Source organism: Sporosarcina sp. P34, assembly GCF_002743375.1.
Lineage (GTDB): Bacteria > Bacillota > Bacilli > Bacillales_A > Planococcaceae > Sporosarcina.
This window is the reverse complement of record NZ_PDZC01000003.1, coordinates 117,306-138,610: the sequence shown is the minus strand read 5'-3', so window position 1 is coordinate 138,610 and position 21,305 is coordinate 117,306. Positions and strand designations below refer to the sequence as shown.

Below are 21,305 nucleotides of genomic sequence, written 5' to 3'. Positions count from 1 at the left end.
GAAGACAGACTCTAGGTAAGAAGTTTGTCTTCAGTCTCAGACCGCTACTTTATGTAGCGGTCTTTTGCATTCGTTTAAATCGTTTCTAGCACTTCATCCACGTTTACGTATTCTAGTTCTTGTGCTTCTGCTACTGCTCGGTACGTAATATGCCCAGCTAGTGTGTTGATTCCTTTGCGCAACGCTTCGTTATCTGCACATGCCTTTTTGACGCCTTTGTTAGCGATTTGAAGAGCGTAAGGAATGGTTACATTCGTTAGCGCCATGGTAGATGTTTGTGGAACTGCTCCCGGCATGTTCGCTACCGCATAATGAATAACTCCATGTTTTGTGTATGTCGGGTCATCGTGTGTTGTGACACGGTCAGATGTTTCAAAAATTCCACCTTGGTCAATGGCAATGTCAATCACTACAGAACCAGGGCTCATAGATTTCACCATTTCTTCTGTTACGAGAGTTGGCGCTTTTGCACCTGGAATCAGAACGCACCCGATTACCAAATCTGCATCTTTTACAGCTTTTGCAATGTTATATGGATTGGATACTAATGTTTGAATATGCTCTCCGAAGATTTCGTCCAGCTGACGTACACGCTCAACCGATAAATCCAAGATGGTTACGTGTGCACCGATTCCGATTGCCACACGCGCAGCATTCGTACCTGCCTGTCCGCCACCGATGATCGTGATTTTCCCACGTGATACACCTGGCACTCCAGCAAGCAAAATCCCTTTGCCGCCTTTTGTCTTTTCTAAATACTGTGCACCGATTTGCGTTGCCATACGGCCTGCTACTTCACTCATAGGCGCTAGTAGAGGTAATCCGCCATTCGGTAATTGAACTGTTTCATAAGCTATTGCTGTTACTTTTTTGTCGAGCAATGCTTGTGTTAATTTCAGCTCTGGCGCTAAATGAAGATACGTAAATAGAATTAACCCTTCACGGAAATACTGATATTCAGATTCTGCAGGTTCTTTAACTTTCAGTACCATGTCCGCTTCCCATACTTCAGCGGCTGAGTCCACAATGATCGCGCCTGCTTCTTGATATTCTTCATCCTGAAAACTCGAACCGATTCCAGCACCTTTTTCAATTAAAACTTCATGACCAGCTGTTTTTAAAGTTAGAACACTTGCAGGGGCTATTGCCACTCGGTTTTCATTATTTTTAATCTCTTTTGGAACACCTATACGCATGCAAAATCCTCCTAGAATTGTAATTTCTCTTAATTACTTTTTTCATTTTCTCTTTGTCGATTAATAACTATTTAATCTTATCAGAAAATAGGTGGTTTTTCCTCTCTTTTTCAACGTTTTTCCATATAAACTTCATTTTTTAGGTTTTGATAAAACATTTCGACAAAAAAGAAGGACTCTCATAATCTATGAAGAATAAGAATACTGTAGAGAGATTTTAATTTTAAGGATGGAGTGGTAAAATGGCACTTACTTACAAAGACATCATCGTAGCCGTGGATGGTTCAGATGAGGCAAAATGGGCTTTTAAGAAGGCGATCGCAATTGCAGATCGTAACGATGCAACTCTTCACTTGATCAATATTATTGATACGCGTTCTTACGCGGCAGTTGAAGCATACGATCGTTCCATCGCAGAGCGTGCACAGAAATATGCTGAAGAGTTGTTAACTGACTATCGTACAGAAGCGGTTGCAGCCGGTGTAGCGAATGTGGAAATCCACGTAGAGTATGGTTCTCCTAAGACGTTGATCCCACGTGATATTGCTAAGAAGCTTAATGCAGATTTAATTATCTGTGGGGCTACAGGTTTAAACCGTGTCGAACGTTTCTTAATCGGAAGTGTTTCTGAAAATATCGTTCGTTCTGCAAAGTGTGATGTACTGGTTGTACGTACTCCGGAACATCTACAAGGCTAATAAGTAACTAAGGACTGTCCAAGAAATCGTTCATTCGATTTCTTGTGGCAGTTTTTGTTCTGGCGTATATTGTTAGAGATATAGTACGAGGGGCGGGCACCGTTGACCGACATTCCAGGCGGTCGCTTTCCCATGCAGACTCTTGACTTATGTAGAAGCACATGCACCTAACACTTCGCAAAAGCCGTAGTGAATGACTTGTAGTGTTGCTATGAATAATAAAAGTCCCGACGATCAGCGTTCTGACGGTCGGGACTTTGCTTTATTTATTCAGCAGCTACTTTCTCCGCTTCTTCTGGTACTGGAATTCCAGCGATTCGCACTGTATCACGAGCTAGCATGATTTCTTCGTTTGTCGGGATGATGAGTACTTTGACTGGTGAGTGTGGGAAGCTGATGTACGCTTCTTCACCGCGAATATTGTTTAGGCTTGGATCAAAGTAGACACCCATAAATTCTAATCCGTTCATTACTTTTTCACGAACGATTGCACTGTTCTCTCCAATTCCTGCTGTGAAGATAATGGCATCCACTCCGCCCATTCCAGCCGCGTATTGCCCGATGTGCTGGTGGATCCGGTCTGTGAAGACATCGAGTGCCAATTGCGCACGGTGATTGCCTTGTTCTGCAGCTTCCGTAATATCGCGCAAGTCGCTTGAAAACCCACTGATTCCAAGTAGTCCTGACTTTTTGTTTAATGTGTTGACTACTTCTTCAGCTGACTCGTTCGTATGTTCCATCATATATGGAATAAGAGCCGGGTCAATATTACCTGAACGCGTACCCATAATTACGCCTGCTAACGGAGTGAAGCCCATGGATGTGTCAACTGACTTACCACCTTTAACAGCTGCAATACTCGCACCGTTACCTAAGTGACAAGAGATGAGACGTGTGTCTTCAAGAGGTCTATTCAAGATCTTGGCAGCACGCTCCGTTACGTATTTATGGCTCGTCCCATGGAAACCGTACTTACGAATTCCATACTTTTCATAGTATTCATATGGTAAGGCATACAAAAACGCTTTCTCGGGCATTGTCTGGTGGAATGCTGTATCAAAGATTGCAACAGCTGGTGTATTTGGCAAAGCTTTCTCAAACGCTTTAATCCCTACAATATTTGCTGGATTATGCAAAGGCGCGAAACTTGAAATCTCTTCAAGCTTCTCAACTACTTCGTCAGTAATTAATACCGAATCACTGTATAGCTCTCCCCCGTGCACTACACGGTGACCGATTCCGTCAATCTCATCATATGACGAAACGACTCCCTCACTCAATAAATGTTCCAAAAGCATTTCAACAGCCATCGAGTGATTCGTAATATCCATTACTTTCTCGATTTTTTTTTCGTCAGTCGCCATTGTAAATACAGAGTTTTCCAAACCAATTCGTTCGAATAACCCCTTAGTAATTTCTTCTTCGTTCGTCATTTCAATCAATTGAAACTTCAATGAAGAACTTCCAGCATTGATCGACAAGATCTTCGGCACAAATATCCACCCCTTATAATAATTACGTCGTAGAACGTTTGAGTTTATTATAGTATCTACCTATTCTAAAAGCAATTGAATTCATGGGTTGTGCGTGATCTTTCTACGAATGTTGTAATTATAAAAAAGAAGAGGTAAAGCGACTATTCGTCACTCTACCTCTTCTTGCATCCATGCACTTAATTTATTGAAGAATTGTTGCATAGCAGTAGCATCCCCAAGTTCAGGTATTTTCGCTAACAACACATCCGGTAAGATAAATTTGTCATTTGGTGGTTGTTGTAACAATAAAATACTTTTAGCAAAGCGTTGATCAACAAATAACGAAGAAGGCAGTTCGAGCAAGCCCCTCAATAATTTATGTTCTTTGACAAATTGTAAAATAGGTTCTGCCCCTTCAGCAGTTAATAACTTGGAAGGTACGATGAATAATCCGTAACCACCAGGCTTTACATAGCGCATAGATTGTTCAATATATAAATAATGAGAGAACGCATGACCTTCTTTTGCCATTAGTTCATAATCCATAGCCACTTCATCGTCAGGGTAATAGCCTACAGGTAAATCACTTACTACCGCATCGACTACATCAATAGGTAACGGACGAAGCGCATCTTGTAGATAAAAAGATATTGGCAGCTCCAATAAATTGGCTGTTGCTGCAGCGATTTGAATCAACACATCATCGATTTCGACTGCACTAGCTGAAGCGGAACCTTTGTATTGATTTAATACGGTAAATAATAGATTCCCCGTTCCTGCTGCAGGATCGAGAAATGTTACGGGTTGTGTAGAATCCAATAGTTTATTGACTAGATAACCCATTAAAAAGCCAATCGTATCAGGAGTCATTTGGTGATGAGCTTGTGTAGACTGCTTCAATCCTTTTAATAAGGCTAGCTGAATACCTTTACGAATTTCTTCCTTTTCAGGATTTTGTAAGTCTACTGCAGATGGTTGATCTAGCCACTTTTCACTAGCTTCGAGTACAGCATCCAAATACAAACCATCCGTAGCCGCCGCATGATTATCGTAATACGTAAAAACTTTTTCCGTGTTGTTCATGTGAAATTCCTCCAAGAAGAAACCCACCTCTCGTTTCAGGTGGGTTTTTTAATTAATTCAATTCTTTTACTGCTTTAATCGCTGCATCATAGTCCGGGTGGTCAGTCGCTTCACTTACATACTCTACGTATGTGACTTTGTCGTCACGATCGACAACGAAGATTGAACGGGTCAACAAACGTAACTCTTCAATCGCTGTACCGAATGCTGTACCAAATGAAAGATCGCGATGATCAGAGTATAAGTGTAAATTTTCCACTTTCTCATTTTCTTTCCAACGCCCTTGCGCAAACGGAAGATCGCAAGAAATTGTCATGACTTCTACGTCGTCACCGAGAGCTGCTGCTTCGTCGTTGAAACGCTTTGTCTGGATGGAACATACACCTGTATCAACAGAAGGCACCACACTGATCAAACGTACTTTACCTTTCGAATCTTCAAGTGTAACAGGATTCAAATCATTAGCAAGCACTGTGAAGCTTGGTGCCTGATCTCCAACTTTCACTTCTGAACCTAACAGATGAATCGGATTATCTTTGAATGTAACTTGTACCATACCTAACCACTCCTTTTAATCTAGTGTACTAAACCGTAGGGTCTTCATGCAACTGATGGTGTTCAGGATGAATGATTTTCTGCACTTCTTTTCTCTCGAATGTTCGTTCATGCACGACAATTGTATCGGCAAAGACATCATGAAGGGCTTTCTTTTGAGGTAAGAACAAAACAAGTAAATACAGAATCCATAGCATTTGTGAAATGAAACGACCGAAACCTTCTCTAAAAATAACGGATCCCCAACTTACTTTCTCACCGTTTGATTTCATCACACGAATTCCCATGATCATTTTCCCGATGGTTTGCCCTGCTATTTTCGTCATCAAGATAAAATACAACAATAACAAGACAAGTGCAGTCACTTTATACGGACTGAATAAAAAGGCAGAAGGCTTGGTGATCGCAATATCAAGTACGCGGAACACCGGCTTGACAAAGATGCCGCTAATTGCCGAAATGATCAGCATATCGATTAAAAATGCCCACAGCCTGATCCAGAAACCTGCATATTTTGGCACGAGCGTCTGTTCAAGTCGCACAGTCGGTTGCGTATCCAGCAGTTCATTCGTCATTATCGTTTCCCTCCTTCTCATTCACCGTATAAATACATCATGCGTGGTGCTGTATTTTCAGTCAGTAATTTCTTCATAATTTGTGATTCGACATCTCCATTGAATACATCATGTGCTTTGATGGATAGAATGGCTTTTAAATTAGTAGGCATGCCATATTCGAATACTTCTGCCTTTTCTAAGTGATAATCTTCTTTCATAGCAGCAATGACTGCCGGTAACTTACCATAATCATCCGCAAGTCCCGCTTCAATTGCTTGGCGGCCATTCATGACACGTCCATCCGCTACTTTACGGACAGCCGCTTCTGACATACCACGTCCATCTACAATAATATCAACGAAACGCTTATATGAGTCGTCAATCATTTCCTGTAGCATTGCACGTTCTTCAGGCTTCATCTCTCGAGTCGGGCTCATCATGTCTTTATATTGACCTGACTTGATCGTCGGGAATTCCACACCGTATTTTTCGGCCAACTTTCCGTAGTTAACCGATTGCATGATTACACCGATTGAACCAGTCAATGTTTCAGGATGTACATAAATTTTATCTGCAGGAGCTGAAATATAATAACCTCCTGAAGCCGCCATGCCACCCATCGCAACATAGACCGGAATTTCTTTCGTTTCCTGAATTTCTGTAATGGCATCATAAATATCAGATGATTCCAATACACCGCCACCTGGTGTATTAACAGACAGCACAATTCCTTTCACCGAGTCGTCATTCGCTACTTCTTTCAATTGCGTCATAAATTGTTTATGGTTGTATTCCGCTCCACTAAAAAGTGTCGCTTCACCAACGTCTTGTATGACGCCATCTACTGTTAATACTGCAATTCGCTCATTGACGCTTCCTTCTTCTACTACTGTTTCTTGTACTTGCGTCTCCATCAAATTGATTTCGTTGACGAAACTGTTCCAGTCCCTCGTGAAGACCCATGACATCGCATTAATACCAACCGACACAATAATCAATGTGGCGGCTACTGCTACAGCAATCCATCTTTTTGCATTCATAGTATATTTCCTCCTTTGTTCACATCTACTTATACGTTCCTAATCGTCCAAATGTTTCATTCGTGCTACAATTACTTTATTATCTGAAAAAGGAGACGATTCAAATGAATTCTCTACATACCATTTTTCTCTTTAGCCGTTTGGACGAAGATACCGTCCATAAAAAACATGTGATTACACAACGACTTAAAAAAGAAGGTTTCAAACTAACAGAAGATCATACGAAAGCCAATGTAGTCATCAGTATCGGCAGTGACGGCACATTCCTACAGGCTGTTCGTAAAACCGATTTCCGCCAGGATGTTCTATATCTTGGAGCATCTGTAAAAGGAGCACACGGCGTCTATTGTGATTTCAAATATGATGACATTAGTTCCCTTATACAGACACTACAACAAGCAACGATCGAAGAACGTCATTATCCGCTCCTTGAAGTGTCGATTAACGAGCAGAATCCGTTCTTATGCCTGAATGAATTCAGTATACGTTCTACTATTATCCGAACATTTGTCATGGATATTTACATTGACGACTTATTATTCGAAACATTTCTTGGCGATGGTATGATCATCTCCACGCCAACAGGTAGTACAGCATATAATAAATCTGTTAAAGGTGCTGTAATTGATCCGCGGCTACCTTCTTTCCAAGTGACAGAGCTCGCATCAGTTAATAATAATCGGTACCGTACACTCGGCACGTCGATCATCCTAAGCAATGAACGAACATTGACGCTCAATATCCAACAAGAAGGCAATGAATTTCCTTCTATTGCAGCAGACAATGAAGCGCTCGGTATCAAACAAGTAGGGAAAGTAGAAGCACGACTAAGCCATAAAGTCATTCGTACCGCAAAACTTCCAGACAACTCATTCTTTGAAAAAGTCCAACGTACGTTCTTCTGAAATGAACCGAAAAAGACTGTCAATAGTCAGAATAAAGCGACTCTTGACAGTCCTTTTTAACCCCTCACGATCACATCAATTTTGATTTTGCTCTTTTTTGCGCAACTCAATACGCATGATTTTTCCTGAAGATGTTTTCGGCAACTCTTCTAAAAACTCAATCTTACGAGGATATTTATAAGGGGCCGTCAGTTCTTTGACATGATTTTGTAACTCTTTTACGAGTTTCTCAGTTGATTCTACTGTATCATTGCGCAAGACGACAAATGCTTTCACGACGTTTCCACGTTCTGGATCAGGGCTTGCTACTACCGCACACTCCCGAACCGCAGGATGCTTGATCAAGGCATCTTCCACTTCGAACGGACCAATCGTATAACCCGAGCTCACAATGATATCATCGCCTCGCCCTTCAAACCAGAAATAGCCGTCTTCATCCTTTTTCGCACGGTCCCCGGTAATATAATACTCTCCTCTAAATTGCATCTTCGTTCGTTCAGGGTCATTTAAATACTCTTGAAACAGTGCAGGTGTTGATTTATGAACGGCAATATCACCAACGACACCCACGTCTGCCGGTTTACCTTCCTCATTAATGACCTCTACGATATTTCCCGGTGTAGGTTTCCCCATTGATCCAGGACGCGCTTCCATTCCAATCATCGTACCGACAAGCAACGTATTTTCTGTTTGTCCATATCCATCACGAACAGAAAGCGAAAACTGCTTTTCGAAAGTATCAATGACACCACGATTTAATGGTTCTCCTGCTGAGACAGCACTTTTCAAAGAGGCTAGTGAAAACGCATCTAAATTTTTAGCTTTTGCTATAAATCGGTATTCAGTCGGCGTACAACAAAGAACATTGACTTGGTATTCATCCAGGAACTGCAAGTATTTATCTACATCGAATTTACCGCTATAGACAAAACCTACCGCACCGCTTCCTAGTACAGATAAGAACGGTGTCCAAATCCACTTCTGCCATCCTGGTGCCGCTGTCGCCCATACAATATCATGTTCCTCTATACCTAACCAGTTTGGAGCAGTCGTTCGTAAGTGTGCATATCCCCAGCCATGTGTATGTACTACACCTTTTGGCTTGCCTGTCGTACCAGATGTATACGACAGAAACGCCATATCGTCACTAGCAGTATCACAAGCGGTAAATTCTGACGAAGCATTCTTTTCTTGTGCAGTCAGGGAGACTTCCCCTTCTTTTGCTTCACCGATAATATAGACTGTCACTTTTTCAAGATTTTCTACGTGTTCTAGTTGATCAGTAAAAGCGTCAAATGCAATAATCGCTTTTGCGTTACTGTGTTCAATTCGATATTCAATTTCGGAGGAACGTAGCATTTCAGAACTAGGGATTACAACAAGTCCTGCCTTTAGCGCACCAATGTATGTCACATACGCTTCAATCATGCGCGGCACCATGACCAGCACTACATCCCCTTTTTTCAAGCCGTTCGATGTCAACACGTTCGCTGTACGGTTAGCCGCTTGGATGAGTTCGTCATACGTTACTTGCTGTTCTTGATTTTGCGTATCTACATAAATTAATGCTTTTCTTCCATCACCTGTTGCGTATTTTTCGAATTCCGAAACAATGTTGTAGCGAGCGGGCGCAAGTAGTTCTTCTCGGTTCATTTCCATTCCCCCTTTTTGCGTAATACTACAAGTATACAAAAAGAATAGTGAAAGTTCAAAACTTTATATAGTTTTCTTCATTATACTGGTACGAAACGTATAGTATACCAGGTTATTCGGTATGCTAGTTGGAATGAATGATAAAGCTTGCACTGTTGTTTGGGTGGGATTTGCACTTCGGAGGGGAAGCTTTCCTGCGGAAGTCGCCCCTCCTACGCACAAATCCCTGCAATGAAAATGAGGTTAACTTATTGTTGTTCATTGAAGTAAGAATTATGGTTATTTGAATTTGAACTTAAATAAGTTTATAATCGAACTCTTTTTCACACACTAACCATTGCTTTACTTATCCTATTCCATTTAGCACTTGAACTCACTCCTTTAACTTAAACCAATTAAAAAAGATGCCCCAAGAAGCACTACAGCTTCTAGGGGCATCCCATGTCTAACGATTACTGATTAGAATTGTTCATTTGTGACTGAGCCTGACGCACTAATCGCTTTGTAATTTCTCCGCCGACGGATCCGTTGGCACGCGATGAAGCATCTGGTCCAAGTTGTACTCCAAATTCAGAAGCAATTTCTTCTTTCATTTGGTTAAGTGCTTGTTGCGCTCCGGGAACTAACAATTGGTTTGAGTTGTTGTTGTTGTTGCTATTTGGCATGTCGTTCACCTCCTTGTGACATTAGAATGGTCACTTTTCAAAATATCATGCAAGGAAGATGATAGGTAATTTTTTCTTTACAACAAGTCTTCGAAGTCTTCTTCTGTCTGCTTGCTCGGAATCGTCGTAACACGTTGGCTTGCGACTTCTGCCACCATGTCATCAAACTCCTGGAAGCTTTCGTAATACGCCACTTTTTCAACTTGCGGCTTCGTTTTATTGCTCGGTGGTGTAAATACGGTACAGCAATCATCATATGGACGGATAGAAATATCGTACGTGCCAATTTTTTCAGCAATCTGGATGATTTCTAATTTGTCCATTGCGATGAGCGGACGCAAGATGGGTGTATTCGTGACTTCGTTAATAGCCGTCAAACTTTCAAGCGTCTGGCTTGCTACCTGCCCTAGACTGTCACCTGTGATTAAGCCAAGTGAATTCGTGTCTTTCCGTACTTGTTCAGCAACTTTCATCATCATTCGTCTTGTAGTCGTCATCGACAAATTGCTTGGTACTTGTTTAACAATCGCTTGTTGCAACTCCGTAAACGGAATAACGTGCAAGCGAATGACTGCGCCGAATTTCGTTAGTTGCCTGACAATGTCTTCCACTTTTTCTAACGCCAAATCGCTCGTAAACGGCGGACTAGCGAAGTGAATGGCATCAAATGACACGCCGCGCTTCATCATCATATAGCCTGCTACTGGACTGTCGATTCCTCCCGACAATAAGAGCAATGAATGACCATTGGAGCCAACCGGCATGCCACCTGCGCCTTTATAGGTGTGGGAAGAGATATATGCTGCTTCTTGCTGGATCTCTACATATAATAAAATTTCGGGTTTCTTCATTTGAACGATCAAATCAGGGAATGCCCTCAATACATGACCACCCAATTCTTGTTGCAATTCTCCGGTATTGAGTGGGAAGCGTTTGTCTGTACGTTTGACATCTACTTTAAATGTCTTGCCAGCAGTTTCCGTTTTACCTAGAACTTTTACTGAAGTTTCTTTAATATCTTCCACTGTAGGTTCGCAAATTACAATTGGACTGAAGGATTGTATGCCAAAAATCGACGGCAATATTTCAATAGCACGATCTAGTTCTTCAGGTTTTTCTGCATAAATGAACATCCGGTCACGTTCTGCACGCATCGTAACAGTTCCCAAATCGGACAAAGCGGCTTTTATATTCGCCTTTAGTTTACGTATAAATTTACTTTTATTCTTGCCTTTTAGCGACATTTCACCATATCGAATTAAAATGGTATTCCAGTTCATTTCCCCACTCCTTTTCTAATTAGCTCGACTAATTGACGAACCGCTACTTTCAATTGTTCAATATCTTCATTTGTTTGATTTTTACCTAAACTAATTCTAATGACTCCTTTTTCCAACGCTCGAGGTACATGAATCGCTTCAATTACGTGGCTTACATCCGAATTCTTGGATGAACAAGCACTTGAAGTCGAGACGGTTATTCCCCGTTGTTGGAGGAAGTTAATCGCTATCTCCCCTGTTATCTGTGCAAATGCCACGGATAGTATATAAGGTGCACTTGCGTTTGGTGCCAATACTTTGCATTCGTCTATTTCCGAGAAAAACGCAACCAGTTCATTGCGCCATTGCTGGAACTGCTGCATATTTCTTTCTTCTACAAGTAAACGGGCCGCTTTCGCGAGTGCCGCCGCATGTGGCACCGATACGGTTCCGCTACGCAATTTATATTCTTGTCCACCACCAAAAACCATGGGTTGCAGTCGTATAGTGTGACGATACGCTAGAAATCCACTATTTTTTATTCCATAAATTTTATGGGCCGATAATGAAACAAGATCAGGACCATCCGTAAAATCAGTAAGCGAGAGTTTCCCAAAGCTTTGCACACAATCGGAATGGAACATTGCACGTGAAGATGAATGAATGATTTTTGCGCATTCCTCAATCGGCTGGATGGTACCAATTTCATTGTTAACATGCATGATACTAACTAAAATTGTATCTTTTTGCAACTTCGCTTGAAGTTCGTCCAATGAAATTCTTCCTTCTTCATCCACCGTTAAATAATCCACAGTGAAGTGTTGTTTTTCCAATTCCTTGAAAACATTCAATACAGAAGGATGTTCGATACAAGTCGTAACTAGATGACGACCTTTATGTTGGTTGGCGTATACATAACCTAGTATGGCAAGATTATTGGATTCTGTTCCGCCTGAAGTAAAGATTCCTTCTGTCAATCCTAGTCCGATCGTTCCAAGCAGTTGTGTTCGCGCACGTTCCAGTAATTTTTCTGTACGTTTTCCTTCCGCATGTAGCGATGCAGGATTGGCAAAATACGTTTCGGAAGCATCCATAAACGTGCGGAGAACTCTTTCATCCGGCTTGGTTGTGGCGCTATGATCAAAATACATTTGTACTCTCTCCTTTCTATATGAATGAGCGAAACAAAGCCACCGGAAAACCGGTGGCTTTGTCGGAATATAATTATACTTTAACTTGAATCATACTTTGAATCTTTTTCAAGGCGCCTGGTTCAACTTCTTCCACCGCAGTACCTGCTTCTTCCAATGCTCTCAAGTAGCGACATTGCATGAAGGACTCTTCAGCTTTCAACAATTTAGTGTGAACGTCGGGATGAGATGCACGGTAACGATTACCGTATTGGATGATTCGTTCTACAAGCAATGCATTTTCAATCATATCTGCAGCTTTCGCGCAAACATCAGTGACTACTGTATCTGCTTTTTCAACATATGATTCAACCAACGCCATATTAAGTGGCACTTCTTCCAAACTTTGTTTCACAATGAAGATTTGTTCATCTGCTTCTTCAAGTTGTACTTCCATATCATCGGGAATTCCCGGGATATTGGCACGGTGTAAATTACGATCCGCAATTTGAAGTTGCTGTGCAAGAGTCACAATGCGGGAACGTACGAGATTTTCGTCAATCCGAAGATTCTTAATACGATTACTGAACTTGGAATGCGCATCAGAAATGGCATCCAATTCTTCCACTAGCTCTTGCAACTCAATTTGTTGAGCGGAATATGCCAAGTTTTTCGCATCTTGACGTTCGATGAATATTTCAATTCGTTTCGCCAATGCGTTCAATTTTTGCAATGCCATTTGTGGAATAATGACTTCATTTTCATCAAGTCGGTAACTTTGTTGAACGAATTTCACTTCTTCAATCGTGTCTGGAATCGCATATTGGAGTTCTTCAAACAGATCCAACATTTGATCCAAATGCTCATCTACGTAATGACGGGAACTAACTTCCTCTTCCAATACATCATAGAATGATTCGATTTCGTCATGAATTTCATTCACTTCCGCTGCTACTTCTTCCACATCCAAGCGTGCTAATAACTGGCGAAGATCTGCAATTTGTTGTTCGATTTTTTCAAAACGAGAAGGCATTTTCAGGTGTCCTAAATAATACTCCTGACCTTCCATTTCGATAATTCCTTTACGCAATTCTCGCAAAGCCGCAGGTATTTTCGTCTGCAACTCATTAAGTAATGCAGGAATCTCATCCAGTAAAAACGAAAAGCGTTCTTCTTTTGCGCCTAGTACAATCACAATTTCACGCGCTTGTAAGTAGTTGCCGTTGTCGATAAGTGCGTCATATTCTTCAAATCGTGGATTGAAGGATTCCCACTCTTTCTCTAAAGACTCCACTGCCGGTCCAAATGCGTACTGATGAGCTAAGATCTTTTTGCGCGCGGCACGGTGGTGTTCTTTTACCGTTTCTATTTCGAACCGATTTCTTTCTTCGCTGCCGATCAGTTCGTTTAGCTCCTGCAAGATCGTTCGCATCTCTTTTTCACATTCGTTCAAGATTTCGCGGATCTGTTTTTCTGTTTCCGTTGCTTTCTTAAAGCGGAAACGATCCACTTGCCCTTCAGCATCCAGTAAAAGCATATCTACATTATGAAGGCGATCATCTACTACTTCTGTCCAATTATTGCGCCATCTCTCGAACATTTCTTCTGTTTCGCCAGTCATGTTCAACTGCTTTACTTTCGTCATTTCTTCAAATATTGGCTCGTTTTGAATTTGTAATTTTTCTTGTTCCATTTCACTGATTTCTTGTATATGCTTTCGCCTAGACAGAAATGCCATCACTGTCAGAACAATGATGATGACTAATGGAATGATGACGTATATCATCTCACTATGATCCCCCTATCCCACACTTCGCGCATAAAGTGACTACTTTAGATATTATCGTATATCGTAACATGTTTAAAGCATTTTCGTCTTCTATTCACATCTTTTTTAAAAAACTACGAACTTTTTATCAGATCTTAGGATATTTCAAGTTGAATTCCCGTATTCCCACATTTTCTTTTTGTAAATTTGACGAATTAATCCTTTACATAATAGATAAAAGGCCATCCTCATTTAATTTTGCTGTTATATGCTGGCGAATATGCAAGATTTCATGGCGTTGCGAACCAATTTGAATCCATGTCCCGGGATATGCCTTTCCAATTTGTATAATTCCTCCCGCATTTGTCTGAATACATGTCTTCACACCTGCAGGCGATCCCGTTTCATCCAATTCCATATGTCTCCCTGCAATGACTTCCCCGCCACGACATACGCCTTTAATAGTAATATCTTGAAGCGCTGTAAGAGAACAATTATAGACTCCTTTTGAGCGGATATGGATATCTCCGTTACTGTACAAAATACTATTTAATGCGAAGTCCGCTTGTAAAACAGATTCTGGACGAATTTCTTCACCGTACATTTCAATTAAATGATTCGCTTTCTCGATCAACTTTCGTAAATATAGAACATTCGTATGTTCCTCTCTAAGTGGGTCCACAAATAACTGATATAAACGCTCAGCTAGACCTAGCCATTCTTGATCCAATCTTCTCGTATGATTTTTCACTACTTGTATAAAGTGTCGATTCATGTCTGTGAACGCCGCGTATTTTTGCTCCAATAATAACTGAATGACTTGCTTCAATATAAATGGCGGCACCTCTTCAGGATTCTCACCACGTAATGCAAAAATTTGAACGAGCGCTGAGTCGATATTGCGTAAGTAGTTGAGAATTTCCTTCAAATCATTGATCATGATCGTAATAACCTTTTCCTGAATACCTACTGTGACAGTGGATGAGAAAATACTGCCTTGAATGAATACAGACTTCGTTCCGCGAATGGAGGCCTTTGTGCAATTCCTCATAATCGTGATGAAGCCTGAAGCCGCAATGAACATGGAAGGATGCACACTCCCGCCAATCCATACATCTCCTTCAAAATGAATATTGCCGCTTTCCAAGCTGACATCTGCAGCGTGCCGATATTCTCGATTCACATAAATCTTTGCGAGTTTACTGCGCCACTCAATAACAGGCCTTCCATCAATTTTCGCATAGAGCTTATGCAGTATACTATCTACAGTAGGACCTGGACGGACGATCACGTCTTTAGGTGGTTTCACTTTATACGTTACGCCTAGTACATTTATGCCGTTGACCCCTTGTACCGCTGGGATATACGTAGCAATCAACTGACCCGCTTTCACTGTCGGAATAAAGTTGTGCTCGCGGAAATCAATAGGGGCTTCATCATCTTCTTCTGGCTTTTTTAAATCCAAATGAATTTCCAAACGTGCATCCTGACTTTCAATAGGAAGAATTCCTCGGGCGACGACAAATTCTGCAAACTCAAGCGTCTTTACAGCTTGCTGAATACCATTCATGGACATATAGGAAGGATCAATCCCCACGCGATGCAGTTCGTCCATTAGCGAATCTATCGTCAACTCGTTGAATACATGTACTTTTTCAATTGCTTGGATTTTGAGAACTTGTTTCCAAGGCGTATTCTGCAATGTACGCGTGATTCTTTTCCCAGGCGTCACTAGAGCAGTCGCAATCATCTGTTCATCACTCAACTGAATGATGAGTTGAGTATTCACTTCTTCGTCAATTGCCTCACACTCTACACGATCTGTCGGTTCTAAGATTGTCCGTCCTGTACATTCGATTCCGTTGATCAGCAGTTCAACGCCAGGCGTCGGCACAATAATCGGATAGGCTTGCTCATTGAATCGAACTTCCAATCGTCCATCATGAATACGGACACCCGCAGAAATTTCTTCTAGTTCTTCTTGTATGCCATTCGTTTTTTCTCTTTCAGTGATGGTTACTTCTGCTAACACTCTTTTGAGTCCGAACATTGAAGTACCCGCAGGTCTATTTACATGGATGTGAACGTCATCTATCGTCAATTGCAGAATTTCAAGCGCGTCTTTGATTGCCTCTCCTACCGTTTCAGCTTGTATTGTAATGGATCTGGTCATATTTCCACCTCCATCTATATAGCCCTTTATCTTCATATATAGTATAGCATAGAACAGATTCCTTTTAACTATCCTCTGAGACTATTCGGAATTTTCCAATGACCTCTTATTTCGAAATCTCCGTTCGCTTCTTTTGCTTTCATTATCTGATAAACTATGTACGAGAAAGAGGTGGTACTAGTGGATAGCAAAGATCCGTATCAAGAAGATTTGGACGATGATGAGCTGCAAGATCTCGTACTCGAAGCACAACGGGAAGCTTTAGAGAAAGCAGCAGCCGAAAAAAATGTCCGCCCCACGTATCGTCCTTTTCCTAAGTGGATGTTTTGGGTCATGGCCACTACTTTAGCACTTAGTACGTTCGCCATCGTTTTTCAGATATACTCCATTCCAGCATTGGAGTTTCTAAAAGCGTCTTCAGAGTTATCTTCGGATCCGCAAATAGCAGAATATAAAGAATCGGTAGTGGTCGTAGCCACAGAAAATACGAAAGGTACAGGTTTTTCCATTAATGAACAAGGTACCATTCTAACGAATTATCATGTAGTAGAAGGGAATGAATCGATGATCGTCTCTTTCCCAGAAGGCGACCGACTTACCGCAGATGTCACACACGTGTTTCCAGACATCGATCTTGCAGTACTTGAGGTCAACGGAACGGATCTCCCTCACTTAACTCTAGCGGAGAAAACGACTTTTTACGATCATGAGCCCATTACGTTTATCGGAAATCCATTGAGTTTTTCAGGAATAGCGAATAAAGGTCACACAATTGACTACATACAGCTAACAGATTGGGACATTCCTGTTGTAATGATCAAGGCTCCTGTTTATAGAGGAAATAGTGGCAGTCCTGTTATTAATGAAGAAGGCAAAGTGATTGGCATTGTCTTTGCTACATTGGATGAGGAAACGCATGGTAAGGTAGGGTTGTTCATTCCTGTAGATGCTTATTATGAGGCAATGGCTAAGGAAAAAAGTACGTGACAGAGAAACGGCTCGGGATTTACACCTTACTAATCTGTAGGCATACAAAAAACCGGTTAAAGGAGTCAACTCCTTCAACCGGTTTATTTACCGTCTTACTTTTTAGCAACTAGCAATAATTTACCTTTGTCTAGTTCACTTTCGCCTTCTTCAGCTTCTGTTTTCGAAAGGCCGATCGCTTGCATCTGTGCACGCAATGTATCGCCGCGAGAAGTGAACATGTTCTTCATTGCATTGAGGAAGCCCATCTCTGCCATACCTACTTGTTCTGAATCCAGTGCGTCAGAAATTTTGTCTTCACGTTCTTCACTATGTGCGAAAACATAAATCTCATCATGCGTGTAGCCTTGCCCTACCAATTCTTCAATTTTCTTTTTAGCTTGTACTGCATTCTCTAGGAAAAACTTATCCATTTATCATGACCTCCATTATATATTGGTTTTCTGCTCTATTCATCTATACCTATTCTTAGCTATCGTTAAACAATAATGCCGAATTTCACATCCTTCGAACCATTAGCCTGTTTTAAACTGATAGAAATTACGTAATTCCTTACTTGAAAAGCGAAGCAATAGTCAGAATATGCTATACTTTCTTTATAATATAGTTAAAACAGGGGGTTATTTCATTGTCAACAGAACGCATTGAAGCAGGTTTAGAGAAGATTAAGGAGTATGTAAGTGAAGAAGAAGCCGAACGCTTGATGACGGCCGACGCATTAAAAGAGTTGGCACCAGATTTACGGAAATACATAGTGGAGTTCGCATATGGTGAGATTTATTCGCGACCAGGGCTTGATAGTAAACAAAGACAATTAGTGACACTCTCTTCACTTGTCACGCAAGGAGCGACTACTCAAATAAAAACGCATATAAAGCGTGCAGTAACAGTTGGTTTTACTAAAACGGAAATTGTGGAGAGCATGATGCAACTCATCCCATACGTTGGATTTCCGCGTGTACAAACCGCGTTGACGGTAGCTAAAGAAGTATTCGAACAAGAAAAATAACAGTAAAAACCGGCCAAGAGATTTTTCTTGGCCGGTTTTTACTGTTTACCATCTAAAGATCGCAGCTGCTCCTGTTTCAACAGGCATTCGTTCTTTCGGAAGAACGACTACCTCTCCTCCAGTTTTAAAGACGATTTCTGCTAAGTCATCTAGCACATCGTCCATTGCAGATTCTTCCAGATTTTCGGACTGAATTTCTCCGGTATTTAGGTTAATTTTACCTGGATACAGATAATCGTCTTCCAATATGAGTCGTCTGATTCGGTCTTCACTTGCTGCCTTAGCAATTTCTTCAATGTTTTCGGAAGCTTGGTCGCTCGCTTTAGCATTTTCAAAATTCTCCACTAAGTCTTTTGTTTTCTGTAAATACGTGGGTTCTACTAATTCCCACGCCATTTTACGTAACTGCTCAAGACTTAAGGCATCAAAGTCGGACTTAATTCCATCGGCTTGCAAGTATGGATTATGACTTAACTCTTTGAACTGCGTCTGGTATTCCGAAAGCGTGACTAAATATAGAGGGATCTCCATCGGCTTGGAGTAATTCTCTGCAATCGTTCGATCTACGTATCGGAAATAACGCTCAATATCGATGTCAATTTCATCTTTTTTACCACCATGTCCATGCAACATCGATGTTCCAGCAGCGCCACCCGTGTTGCCAGCGCCTAAATGCGATTCGGTCACTTGATCTCCAATCGCTTCATCTTTCGTTTTCGCCAATTCTTCAGGGATTTCTACTTCCTCTACACCATATCGATTCCCTTCAAACAGTTTGAATTCTTGTCTGTTGACGCCAAGTAGATGATAACGATCAGCAGATTGAAATACGCGAATAAGCGGTTTAATATGGAAACTGTCCGACACAATCGCCAATTCAGGTACAGGACGTTGCAGACGATAGGCAATGATGCGATCTTTCGTTGCGAACAATGCAAGTCCATCTCCTGCATGTGCCCAGAAAGGACGCTCACCTTCAAGTTTTTCAAGTGGAGCCAATAGACTCTTCACTTCATTCGCCGCATGTTTTTTCGACAACTCTTGATTCACTTTCTGTAATAAGTTTTTAAATCTGATCGGGTCTTGTTGATTTTCAGGTCGATACCGGTGGGTCGGTTGATAAATGGAGATGCATGTCTCCGCTTGCACCTTCAAAAACTCATGAGGAAATTCGTTTACAATCTCTACGTTCATCCTAATCCCTCCAATAAAAATTTTCCTGCATACAACAGGCTCTATTCAACTTGTTCCCTATTCACTTATTTATAAACTATACGATACCGATAGTGTAGAAGCTTCTTGACAAACTACTTCAACTCATGTATAGTTATTGATTGGGATTGATAATAGATCTGACATAAAAATGGCGTTCTGCAGATGTTTATTCGGAACACTTATTCATCACTGGCGCGACTATAGGGTCGCAAGGACGCAAAAGTAGGTAGGGTTTGCGTTGCTTAAGGGAAACAACCAGTAGAACACTGACCGCGGCAAAAGAGGTCCAATCAGAATCTACATGCTATATAAATCAACACATATAATCGTTGTCAAACGTAACATTTATTATCCTATATAAAAAGCGAGCTCCCCAACAGGGGACGCTCGCTTTTTTCAATTTAGATCGCTTCAAATGCTTGATCTAAGTCTGCCATGATATCATCCATATGCTCAAGTCCTACAGATAAGCGCAGTAACGCATCAGACACACCCATCTTCTGACGATCTTCTTTCGGCACGGCAGAGTGTGTCATCGTCGCTGGGTGCTGCATTAGCGTCTCTGCATCTCCTAAACTCACTGCCAACTTGACGAGCGATAAATGATTCAGCAACTTCTGCGCCTCTTCTTTTCCGCCTTTAATTGTAAAGGAAATCAATCCGCCACCCATTTTCATCTGCTTCTTCGCAATCTCATACTGCGGATGCTGATCGTCAAATGGATAGAATACTTCTTCTACTTTCGGATGCTTCTGTAAATACTCAAAAATAATTTTGGCATTGGCTGAATGACGATCCATACGAATAGGTAATGTCTTAATCCCGCGTAACAATAGCCAGGCATCGAATGGTGAAATGATCCCACCGAAATCTTTTAACACAGTCCCACGAAGTTTTGCCATCTCGTCTGCATCTTTACCGACGAGCAACCCCGCGATCACATCACCGTGTCCATTAATGTATTTTGTTGCGCTATGAAGTACATAATCTACACCGAATGTTATAGGTGTCTGTATAGAAGGAGAGCAGAAAGTGTTATCCACTACGACCTTCAAGTTATGGCGCTTCGCTACATTGACTACTGCTTCAAGATCAACTAGCTCCATCGTCGGATTAATTGGCGACTCTATATATATACATGTAGTTTCTGGCTTCACAGCTTTTTCGATTTCTTGTTCTGTTTTCATGGAGATTAAATCATGCGTGATATTATACTTCTCTTCTAATATTTTTAAGAATCCGAATGTGCAACCATAAATCCCGCGCGAGCAAATCACATGATCATTTGCTTTCGTCAAATGAACGAGCACCGCACTTACCGCGGCCATACCAGAAGCAAATGCAAGTCCTGCTGCGCCCTCTTCCATCTTGGCAATACGTTCTTCCAGCACAGCGACCGTCGGATTTCCTAAACGAGAATAAATATTTCCCGCTTCTTCACCAGCAAAACGCCGCTCTCCTTGTTCAGCCGAATCAAATACATAGGTTGAGGTTTGATACAGCGGCACAGATAAACTTCCCTGATGACCTTTACTGTCATATCCTTCATGAATCACGGCTGTCTCTTTGTGCCAGTTGTTAGTGTTCTTCATGGTGATTCCTCCTTGTTATAGCTTATTCATATTATGATGAAAACGCTTTAGTCTAGTGTACATCGATTGTTTGCAAAACGAAAGTGCAATTACTTTTACCTGTTTTAAAAGTTCAAGTGAAGTACTTTTGCTTTACTTCCAAAAATGAAATGCTTGACCAATAGTCAATAACTTGGTATGCTATGCTTTGTGTAAAATATTCGCAGCAGTTATGTGTTCTGTTTTGTCCAGTCTATTCCTTTTTTAAGGTGCACCACGTAACCTCGAGGCTGCAGAGGCGAAGTTGCAAGATTATAGAATGGCAGATGGATTGAACATATCTGGTCTTATTTTACAACAAAATAA

The 21,305-nt window shown here is 41.3% G+C and carries 19 protein-coding genes; 4 read left to right on the top strand and 15 right to left on the bottom strand.

Translation table 11 applies throughout. From position 1 onward, the window contains the following. Nucleotides 1-74: 74 nt before the first annotated feature. Nucleotides 75-1,196 carry an alanine dehydrogenase gene (ald, locus tag CSV63_RS06725; RefSeq protein WP_099695142.1) on the bottom strand — a complete coding sequence of 374 codons (1,122 nt, stop codon included), beginning with the start codon at nt 1,194-1,196 and terminating at the stop codon, nt 75-77. 242 nt (nt 1,197-1,438) lie between these two features. On the opposite strand from ald, the gene CSV63_RS06720 reads away from it, so the two are divergent. Next, a complete protein-coding gene (locus CSV63_RS06720) occupies nt 1,439-1,894 on the top strand; it encodes a universal stress protein (protein WP_099629644.1) in 456 nt (151 codons plus the stop codon). A gap of 266 nt (nt 1,895-2,160) precedes the next feature. Here the strand turns inward: CSV63_RS06720 and CSV63_RS06715 are convergent, their stop codons facing one another. The 5 genes from CSV63_RS06715 to sppA form a co-directional block, all read right to left on the bottom strand. Beyond that, the gene (locus CSV63_RS06715; protein ID WP_099695141.1) at nt 2,161-3,387 is read right to left on the bottom strand and encodes an acetate kinase; all 1,227 of its coding nucleotides are present in this window, start codon (nt 3,385-3,387) and stop codon (nt 2,161-2,163) included. A gap of 150 nt (nt 3,388-3,537) precedes the next feature. Next, nucleotides 3,538-4,452, bottom strand: a complete 915-nt coding sequence (locus CSV63_RS06710) for a class I SAM-dependent methyltransferase (RefSeq protein ID WP_099695140.1) — start codon at nt 4,450-4,452, stop codon at nt 3,538-3,540. Between the two features lie 52 nt (nt 4,453-4,504). Beyond that, on the bottom strand, nt 4,505-5,008 hold the full coding sequence (gene tpx, locus CSV63_RS06705; protein WP_099695139.1) for a thiol peroxidase: 504 nt from the start codon (nt 5,006-5,008) through the stop codon (nt 4,505-4,507). Nucleotides 5,009-5,036: 28 nt separating this feature from the next. After that, complete coding sequence (locus CSV63_RS06700) at nt 5,037-5,582, bottom strand: RDD family protein (RefSeq protein WP_233191976.1); 546 nt, start codon at nt 5,580-5,582, stop codon at nt 5,037-5,039. A 17-nt stretch (nt 5,583-5,599) separates the two neighbouring features. Further along, nucleotides 5,600-6,604, bottom strand: a complete 1,005-nt coding sequence (gene sppA, locus CSV63_RS06695; protein ID WP_099695138.1) for a signal peptide peptidase SppA — start codon at nt 6,602-6,604, stop codon at nt 5,600-5,602. Between the two features lie 104 nt (nt 6,605-6,708). Here sppA and CSV63_RS06690 point away from each other — a divergent pair, with 104 nt between their 5' ends. Next, nucleotides 6,709-7,509: an NAD kinase gene (locus CSV63_RS06690; protein WP_099695137.1), complete on the top strand. Its 801-nt coding sequence runs from the start codon at nt 6,709-6,711 to the stop codon at nt 7,507-7,509. A gap of 75 nt (nt 7,510-7,584) precedes the next feature. On the opposite strand, the gene mbcS is transcribed toward CSV63_RS06690, so the two are convergent. From mbcS to CSV63_RS06660, 6 genes are all read right to left on the bottom strand, one after another. Beyond that, the gene (gene mbcS, locus CSV63_RS06685; protein WP_099695136.1) at nt 7,585-9,162 is read right to left on the bottom strand and encodes an acyl-CoA synthetase MbcS; all 1,578 of its coding nucleotides are present in this window, start codon (nt 9,160-9,162) and stop codon (nt 7,585-7,587) included. Nucleotides 9,163-9,614: 452 nt separating this feature from the next. Beyond that, nucleotides 9,615-9,827, bottom strand: coding sequence for an alpha/beta-type small acid-soluble spore protein (locus CSV63_RS06680; protein WP_099695135.1), 213 nt, complete (start codon nt 9,825-9,827; stop codon nt 9,615-9,617). A gap of 77 nt (nt 9,828-9,904) precedes the next feature. Continuing rightward, the gene (gene thiI, locus CSV63_RS06675; RefSeq protein ID WP_099695134.1) at nt 9,905-11,107 is read right to left on the bottom strand and encodes a tRNA uracil 4-sulfurtransferase ThiI; all 1,203 of its coding nucleotides are present in this window, start codon (nt 11,105-11,107) and stop codon (nt 9,905-9,907) included. Then, complete coding sequence (locus CSV63_RS06670) at nt 11,104-12,237, bottom strand: cysteine desulfurase family protein (RefSeq protein ID WP_099695133.1); 1,134 nt, start codon at nt 12,235-12,237, stop codon at nt 11,104-11,106. Before CSV63_RS06670 ends, thiI begins: the two co-directional genes overlap by 4 nt. A 73-nt stretch (nt 12,238-12,310) precedes the next feature. Continuing rightward, complete coding sequence (gene ezrA, locus CSV63_RS06665; RefSeq protein ID WP_099695132.1) at nt 12,311-14,002, bottom strand: septation ring formation regulator EzrA; 1,692 nt, start codon at nt 14,000-14,002, stop codon at nt 12,311-12,313. 205 nt (nt 14,003-14,207) lie between these two features. Further along, complete coding sequence (locus CSV63_RS06660; RefSeq protein WP_158233924.1) at nt 14,208-16,157, bottom strand: flagellar assembly protein A; 1,950 nt, start codon at nt 16,155-16,157, stop codon at nt 14,208-14,210. Between the two features lie 180 nt (nt 16,158-16,337). Here CSV63_RS06660 and CSV63_RS06655 point away from each other — a divergent pair, with 180 nt between their 5' ends. Beyond that, complete coding sequence (locus CSV63_RS06655; RefSeq protein ID WP_099695130.1) at nt 16,338-17,144, top strand: S1C family serine protease; 807 nt, start codon at nt 16,338-16,340, stop codon at nt 17,142-17,144. Between the two features lie 95 nt (nt 17,145-17,239). Here CSV63_RS06655 and CSV63_RS06650 read toward each other — a convergent pair whose 3' ends face one another. Next, nucleotides 17,240-17,557 carry a YflT domain-containing protein gene (locus CSV63_RS06650; RefSeq protein WP_099695129.1) on the bottom strand — a complete coding sequence of 106 codons (318 nt, stop codon included), beginning with the start codon at nt 17,555-17,557 and terminating at the stop codon, nt 17,240-17,242. Between the two features lie 215 nt (nt 17,558-17,772). Here CSV63_RS06650 and CSV63_RS06645 point away from each other — a divergent pair, with 215 nt between their 5' ends. Then, entirely contained in the window at nt 17,773-18,153 is a 381-nt protein-coding gene (locus CSV63_RS06645; protein ID WP_199173094.1) for a carboxymuconolactone decarboxylase family protein, read from the top strand. A gap of 45 nt (nt 18,154-18,198) precedes the next feature. On the opposite strand, the gene CSV63_RS06640 is transcribed toward CSV63_RS06645, so the two are convergent. Continuing rightward, nucleotides 18,199-19,347, bottom strand: a complete 1,149-nt coding sequence (locus CSV63_RS06640; protein ID WP_099695128.1) for a baeRF3 domain-containing protein — start codon at nt 19,345-19,347, stop codon at nt 18,199-18,201. Nucleotides 19,348-19,769: 422 nt separating this feature from the next. Next, entirely contained in the window at nt 19,770-20,960 is a 1,191-nt protein-coding gene (gene megL / locus CSV63_RS06635; RefSeq protein ID WP_099695127.1) for a methionine gamma-lyase, read from the bottom strand. Nucleotides 20,961-21,305 lie beyond the last annotated feature (345 nt).

Excerpts from the sequence above, each read along its gene's own strand:
- CSV63_RS06670 (WP_099695133.1), bottom strand. The coding sequence starts at position 12,237 with ATGTATTTTGATCATAGCGCCACAACCAAGCCGGATGAAAGAGTTCTC.
- CSV63_RS06680 (WP_099695135.1), bottom strand. The coding sequence starts at position 9,827 with ATGCCAAATAGCAACAACAACAACAACTCAAACCAATTGTTAGTTCCC.
- CSV63_RS06650 (WP_099695129.1), bottom strand. The coding sequence starts at position 17,557 with ATGGATAAGTTTTTCCTAGAGAATGCAGTACAAGCTAAAAAGAAAATT.
- CSV63_RS06700 (WP_233191976.1), bottom strand. The coding sequence starts at position 5,582 with ATGACGAATGAACTGCTGGATACGCAACCGACTGTGCGACTTGAACAG.
- ezrA (WP_099695132.1), bottom strand. The coding sequence starts at position 14,002 with ATGATATACGTCATCATTCCATTAGTCATCATCATTGTTCTGACAGTG.
- thiI (WP_099695134.1), bottom strand. The coding sequence starts at position 11,107 with ATGAACTGGAATACCATTTTAATTCGATATGGTGAAATGTCGCTAAAA.
- CSV63_RS06640 (WP_099695128.1), bottom strand. The coding sequence starts at position 19,347 with ATGAACGTAGAGATTGTAAACGAATTTCCTCATGAGTTTTTGAAGGTG.
- CSV63_RS06720 (WP_099629644.1), top strand. The coding sequence starts at position 1,439 with ATGGCACTTACTTACAAAGACATCATCGTAGCCGTGGATGGTTCAGAT.
- CSV63_RS06660 (WP_158233924.1), bottom strand. The coding sequence starts at position 16,157 with ATGACCAGATCCATTACAATACAAGCTGAAACGGTAGGAGAGGCAATC.
- CSV63_RS06710 (WP_099695140.1), bottom strand. The coding sequence starts at position 4,452 with ATGAACAACACGGAAAAAGTTTTTACGTATTACGATAATCATGCGGCG.
- mbcS (WP_099695136.1), bottom strand. The coding sequence starts at position 9,162 with ATGAACCGAGAAGAACTACTTGCGCCCGCTCGCTACAACATTGTTTCG.
- CSV63_RS06690 (WP_099695137.1), top strand. The coding sequence starts at position 6,709 with ATGAATTCTCTACATACCATTTTTCTCTTTAGCCGTTTGGACGAAGAT.
- ald (WP_099695142.1), bottom strand. The coding sequence starts at position 1,196 with ATGCGTATAGGTGTTCCAAAAGAGATTAAAAATAATGAAAACCGAGTG.
- tpx (WP_099695139.1), bottom strand. The coding sequence starts at position 5,008 with ATGGTACAAGTTACATTCAAAGATAATCCGATTCATCTGTTAGGTTCA.
- megL (WP_099695127.1), bottom strand. The coding sequence starts at position 20,960 with ATGAAGAACACTAACAACTGGCACAAAGAGACAGCCGTGATTCATGAA.
- sppA (WP_099695138.1), bottom strand. The coding sequence starts at position 6,604 with ATGAATGCAAAAAGATGGATTGCTGTAGCAGTAGCCGCCACATTGATT.